Annotated in this window: 10 protein-coding genes; all 10 read right to left on the reverse strand. The window is 63.4% G+C overall.

Translation table 11 applies throughout. From position 1 onward, the window contains the following. Window positions 1–92: 92 nt before the first annotated feature. Entirely contained in the window at window positions 93–362 is a 270-nt protein-coding gene (locus tag J1M87_RS26370; protein WP_206492656.1) for a hypothetical protein, read from the reverse strand. After that, the gene (locus J1M87_RS26375) at window positions 359–1,210 is read right to left on the reverse strand and encodes a hypothetical protein (protein ID WP_051364841.1); all 852 of its coding nucleotides are present in this window, start codon (window positions 1,208–1,210) and stop codon (window positions 359–361) included. Before J1M87_RS26375 ends, J1M87_RS26370 begins: the two co-directional genes overlap by 4 nt. Before the next feature lie 65 nt (window positions 1,211–1,275). After that, window positions 1,276–1,476, reverse strand: a complete 201-nt coding sequence (locus tag J1M87_RS26380; RefSeq protein WP_139278507.1) for a hypothetical protein — start codon at window positions 1,474–1,476, stop codon at window positions 1,276–1,278. 2 nt (window positions 1,477–1,478) lie between these two features. Next, a complete protein-coding gene (locus J1M87_RS26385) occupies window positions 1,479–1,631 on the reverse strand; it encodes a hypothetical protein (RefSeq protein WP_169879469.1) in 153 nt (50 codons plus the stop codon). 41 nt (window positions 1,632–1,672) lie between these two features. Then, the gene (locus tag J1M87_RS26390) at window positions 1,673–2,059 is read right to left on the reverse strand and encodes a hypothetical protein (protein WP_032407520.1); all 387 of its coding nucleotides are present in this window, start codon (window positions 2,057–2,059) and stop codon (window positions 1,673–1,675) included. Continuing rightward, window positions 2,056–2,256, reverse strand: a complete 201-nt coding sequence (locus J1M87_RS26395; RefSeq protein WP_027494210.1) for a type II toxin-antitoxin system HicA family toxin — start codon at window positions 2,254–2,256, stop codon at window positions 2,056–2,058. The genes J1M87_RS26390 and J1M87_RS26395 overlap by 4 nt, the downstream gene beginning before the upstream one ends. A 99-nt stretch (window positions 2,257–2,355) precedes the next feature. Then, the gene (locus J1M87_RS26400; RefSeq protein WP_206492657.1) at window positions 2,356–2,652 is read right to left on the reverse strand and encodes a hypothetical protein; all 297 of its coding nucleotides are present in this window, start codon (window positions 2,650–2,652) and stop codon (window positions 2,356–2,358) included. Window positions 2,653–2,655: 3 nt separating this feature from the next. After that, window positions 2,656–3,189, reverse strand: coding sequence for a hypothetical protein (locus J1M87_RS26405; RefSeq protein WP_206492658.1), 534 nt, complete (start codon window positions 3,187–3,189; stop codon window positions 2,656–2,658). Window positions 3,190–3,306: 117 nt separating this feature from the next. After that, window positions 3,307–4,260 carry a DUF2637 domain-containing protein gene (locus J1M87_RS26410; protein WP_051364842.1) on the reverse strand — a complete coding sequence of 318 codons (954 nt, stop codon included), beginning with the start codon at window positions 4,258–4,260 and terminating at the stop codon, window positions 3,307–3,309. 103 nt (window positions 4,261–4,363) lie between these two features. Continuing rightward, complete coding sequence (locus J1M87_RS26415) at window positions 4,364–4,981, reverse strand: recombinase family protein (RefSeq protein ID WP_206492659.1); 618 nt, start codon at window positions 4,979–4,981, stop codon at window positions 4,364–4,366. Window positions 4,982–5,288 lie beyond the last annotated feature (307 nt).

Here is a 5,288-nt window from a genome sequence, read left to right on the forward strand (position 1 = left end):
CCTCGCATCGATAGCCGCAGCACTGTCGACGGCGAGTGTGCCTACTGCAGCCAGGAAAACCACGGAACCCGCAGCATCATGATCGGATTCGGTCAAACGGTCATGCTCGAGCTGTAGCTACAACAAAGCCACTGTCCGCGTGATGTTTTCGCCCACGCATGGAGCAGACCTGGCGCTTTGACGTCCATCGAGAGGCCTTCGGAGCGGACCTTGAGCGGCGTTCCGTCGCGGAATGATCCGCCTCCGGACGAGCCTGCCACGGTGAGCGCCACGTTGACGAGGACTCGCTGGGGTGGATCGACGATGCGGCGCGTGGGGGGATCGAAGGTCACGGGCCAGTTCTCGTACAGATCACCGTTCATTGCGCGACCGCCAGTCGGTGCGGCCGGTGGACGGGAGTTGCGTCGGTACCCGCTGGGGCCCAGCGCACGCCGTGCTCGCCGAACGTAGGTGCAGTGAGGGTGAAGCGGCCTGTGCGCTGGGTGATTCCGCGTCCGTGGACGGTGGTCTCGAGGGTGATCGAACGGATACGACCCCTCCCCTGCTCGATGCCACCGTAGCCGACGGGACGAGAGGAAATCGTCACGTCCAGGCCGGGCATTCGACCGTCTGTGATCGCGAGTATCCCTGCATGAGTGCGGTTTCGGGCCAACAGGGCACGCGCGCGGGTCGGCGGTACGTCGCGACCGTGAACGGTACTGATGACCAGATCGATCCCATCGATGCAGATATTGGCGGCGTCGAGAGGGTCCGCTTGACCGGGGTCGATCAGGGCGATCTTCGACAGGTCCCCGCCGTGTTCGTGGACGGCGAGGAGCCCGAACTTGGGTTGACCGATCAGGGCGACGTGGTGGCCGGCCGCGGTGGCGGTGGCGACGAGCCCAACGAGAATCGATCCGGCACCGGTGATCGACAGGGCCGTTCCTCGGGCCAGTGCGCCACGTGGCAGCAGTTCCGACAGAGGCATGGGCACCGGCAGGGTTCTGAGGGTTCGTGAGCGCACAGGGCCGCTCAGGGCTCGTTCATCGCCTTCCATCGCGGCGGCCTGCACCTTCGGCTGCGCTGGAGGGAATGCGGGCAAGTCGTCGGAGTCGGCGGGTGCGTGGTCGCGGCGTCCGGGGATCGCGGCCATGCTGCGGCGAAGAGCGGCGAGCTGCGCGGCCTTGTCGAGGTTGGTCAGGTCGGGGATCGTATCGGCGGTACCGGCCATGAGTGCGACCTTTCGCCGGACGGAACAGTCCCCTCAATCTATGCGAACATACGTTCGATGTCGAACTACCTGCATACGCCCGACGCTGGCCCTGGTTCGTGAACTCTGGCGGCGTTCACGAGGTACGCGAGGGAAAGTTCGGGGTCGGCTGTCAGGTGGCGATGTTCGGCGAGCACACGGGTGACGTGATCGAGGTCGGCGAGCACGGCCGGGTCGTCGGGGTCGTACCCCTCGTCGACGATGGCGGCGCGTTCGTCTGGGTCCATGCCTAGTTCGACGCGGCGGCGTCGGGTGCGGTTCCCGCGTCGTAGATCAGGTCGTCCGATCCCACGTAGCGGTAGGCGCGCTGCCCGCTTGGCAGCGTCACCCATCCGTCCTGTCCATGATCGGGATCCGGATCGAAACTGCGGTCACTGGTCATGGGAGCAGTATCCCGGCCTCCGCGTCCGCGGAGTCAGGTGGTCAGCTGTTGACGAGTTGGCTGGCTCGCTGAAACGTCACTCCGAGAAGTGATCCAATATCGCGCACCGGGACGTGCGCGCCTGCGAGCTGCTTGGCGAACGCTTCGGTCGAGGCCTTCACTCGCGCCTCTTCTTCGCTCAGATGGGCACGTTGGGCTTTGATGTCGGCGACGCGGGCGGCGAGGTCTTCTCCCCCGGGCTCGAGCTCGATGTGTTGTTCGATCTCGACGTCGGCGAGGGAGACGCCGGTTTCGAGAGCGATCAACTCCTTCGCCGCGGTGGCGACGTCGTCGATGCGGCGGGCCTGGGTCAGAGCGTCGAGTTCAGGGACAGCGATCATCCACCACTTGCCGTCGCGGGTAATGGACACCGTGTAAGTCTTGCTCACTTCTGAGCCTCCTTCATAGCTGCGAGGATCTTCCGATACACGCCCGGCGAAATAGTCCGGTGCCCATCGGGCACAGTCACTTTCACAACTCCGTCGGCCGAGACCCACGTGCTGTGTGAACCGACCGTACGAACCGACGAGAAGCCGGCCGCCTTGAGGGCCTTGACCACTTTCCGCGTGGGCTGCTCGGTAACCATGACTTTAGTCTAGCCGGTTGGACACTTTCTAGTCAAGTGGGCTAGACAAATGTGGATCGAACGATGTCGGGGTGGGCGTCCCGGAGGCGATCTCAGGGATCACCGCGTGAACTCGATGTCGTATCCGCCGAGACCATCGATCGATAGGATGTACTCCACACCATCGAGTGTCGTCATGTTCCAGCCTTCCTTGACGCTCAGGGTTTCGCCCACGGGCAGGTCGAGAGCCGAGGTGACCGATCGCAAGCCGACATCCCCGTCCCTCACTTCCTGAATACCGACATACTTACCGCTGTATTTGCCCTGTTCGGCATTTGTCGCCTGGGTAGAGACCGAACTCGGCATGGCTGAGTCCGGGGATATGTTCTTGACGGTGACCGGGAAGTAGACGCTCACGGGCTACGGAGGCTGGTCAGAGTCGATGATGGCGTCCTCGCTCAGTGCAAACTCGACCGGTGCGCCCACTGTGATCTCCAGCCTCACCTCGCTCAAATCCCGCCTCGTGTCGCTGTAGATCGCGGTCTGCCCGAACGTGCATGGACCTCCCCGCGACCATGGGTCCGTCGTATCGCAGATCATCGGGTCGGCCGACGGGGAGGGTTCCGCTTCCTGTTCCGGAGCAGGCTCAGGGGAGGGCTGCTCCGCGCTCGAGGCGGCCGCGGCGTCGGTCGTCGACGCGTCGTTGTCGTCTTCGGTGAGCGCCCCGACGGTGATGATGCCCGCCAGGATGACACCGACTCCGCCGAGTGCGGCCCACATTCGCCAGGGGGGCTTCGGCTTTGGTCGACGGAAGGTCATGGTGGTTCGCACGAGACCGTCCTGTCGGTCGACGAGCTCCCAGCCTTCTTGCTGCTTGCTTGCGATCGTTTTCGATTCGGTACCTCGGATCGCTTTGATCTCGGTGACCTCGTACCCCGCCTGTTCGGCGTCCATGTCTCTTCCCGTTCTTCGATAGCGGTGGTGTGAGTCGCTCAGTACAACCGTATCGGGCGAATTCTGTTGCGGCTCTGGCTGATAGGTCTGCGCATGTTCTGACGGCTCACTGTTGTGTCATCGCGCCGCATCCGCGTAGTCACGATCGCTGCTCATCGGGGCGTAGTCGCCGACGCGGTAGTCCGAACTCGTCTGCGCGGCACCGGAGTGGTGGTCGGGGTCGGAGTGGTGGTCGGGGTCGGCGGCGTGTGCCTGGTTAGCCAGGATGGGGGCGGCGGTGCTGCGCTCGGCGGCGATGTTCTGCTGGACTTGAGTCCAGGTCTTGATGTGTCGCGAGACTGTCGAGGTGTGGAGTTCGAGGTGGCGTGCGATGTCGCTCAGTGACCAATCGGGGTGCGCGAGGTAGAGGTCGACGCTGGTCCACACGGCAGGTTTGAGCAGGCCGTTGTCGAGGTCTTCGTCTATACCGGCAATGCCCGATACCGTTCCGGCAGTGTTCTGTTCGACTTCCGCGCGGGTGGTCGGTTCGTTGGTTCGAGCTGGTGCGGCCGCTTCGGCGGTAGCACCTGCAGTGTCATTCTTGGTCGTGGTCCGGCGGCGGCGTGGTGCGCGCAGGACGACCGCGACGACCTCGCTCATCGTGAGGACCATCGCGGGCGCTAATGCTGCTATTGCAGCTGCGACGGCGGCGTTGAGGACGGTGGCGGTCAAGACTGCGTGGTAGGCGTTGCCTGCGATGGACAAGATCGCCGAGACGGTCAGCACTGCGACGACGAGTCGCCGGCCTCGCCTGGTGGCAGCGTCGGTGTGCTGAGAGAGGGCGATCCGGATGACGGCGGCCGCGAGGATAGGGCCGTCAAGGGCGACGGGGATGACCCAGGCGTCGGCCGGGTCGATGCCGGCCATGACGGCGAGGTCGAGCAGGGTGGAGAAAGAGAGCTTGAACGAAGCCGCGCCGACGATGATGGCGATGGTCAGGCCGGTGATCAGTGCGCCGGTCAGTACGCGTGGGTGGATGTCGAGTGTGTCCTCGCTGGTTGCGTCGAGGTCGAGGGTATTAGCGTTGTTCATTGATCGCAGTTCCGTTCTGTGATCGACCGGCCCCGGTGGTGTGTGGAGCACTACCGGGGCCTCTGTGTCGGCTGGTGAGTGTGGTGGCGCGGTTGCTGGCGAGCTAGTTTCCGGTCGTTGTGGTGCGGGGTGAGCTGGTGTCGCGTTGGTGGCGAGCACGAGCAAGCGAGGCGTAAACAGCAGAGCGACTGAGGCCGTAAAGGTCCATGAGGGAAGCTGCACCGTATCGACCGGATTCGTAGTCTTCGAGGATGCGTTCGTGTTGCAACGCTGTGAGTTTGGGTTTGCGTCCGGTCATCCGGCCCTGCTCTTTGGCGATGGCCACACCTTCACGCGTGCGTGCGCGGGTCAAGTCGGCCTCGAATTCGGCCATCGCGCCGAGGACGGTGAAGAACATTTTGCTCGCCGGGTCGCCGGGGCTGTAGACCTGGCCACCGTAGATCAGGCGAGCCCCCTTGCTGTCGAGTTCCGTGACGATGGCGTGGAGGTCTGTGACCGAGCGGCCGAGTCGGTCGAGTTTGGTGACGACCAGAGTGTCTCCCTCCCCCACTGCGGAAAGGGCTTCGTTCAGACCGGGTCGTTCTCTGTTGCGTCCGGTATAGCCACGGTCGGTGTAGATGTTGCCGGTGTCGACGCCGAGCTTGCGGAGGGCTGTGCGCTGCGCTCGCAGATCCTGTCCGCGTGTGGAGCATCGCGCGTACCCGATCAGGTTTTCGTCCACCTGAAGCCCTCCATCTCGAAACCTGCGACCAAACTGGACTTTCTTGCAGGACTATCTACCAGGACACCGACAGGCTGGTCGAACACCCACCCGATTGTCAGTTTCAGAAGACGAGTGCACGAGTTCAGAAGTGCGCTGCACTTGACACCTCTCAAGTAATCTAGCGAAAACGCTAGATTACTCCTTTGGTGCTTTGACTGCCCGATCGTCCGAACCTAGGCGCTCACTTATGACTACGTGTCTTTAACCTTCGTTTTAGACACGCCCTGGATTTGACACGGCAAGGACGATGGGCGTGTGTGTCAGA

The sequence above is a fragment of the Rhodococcus sp. KRD162 genome (genome assembly GCF_017168335.1).
GTDB lineage: Bacteria > Actinomycetota > Actinomycetes > Mycobacteriales > Mycobacteriaceae > Rhodococcoides.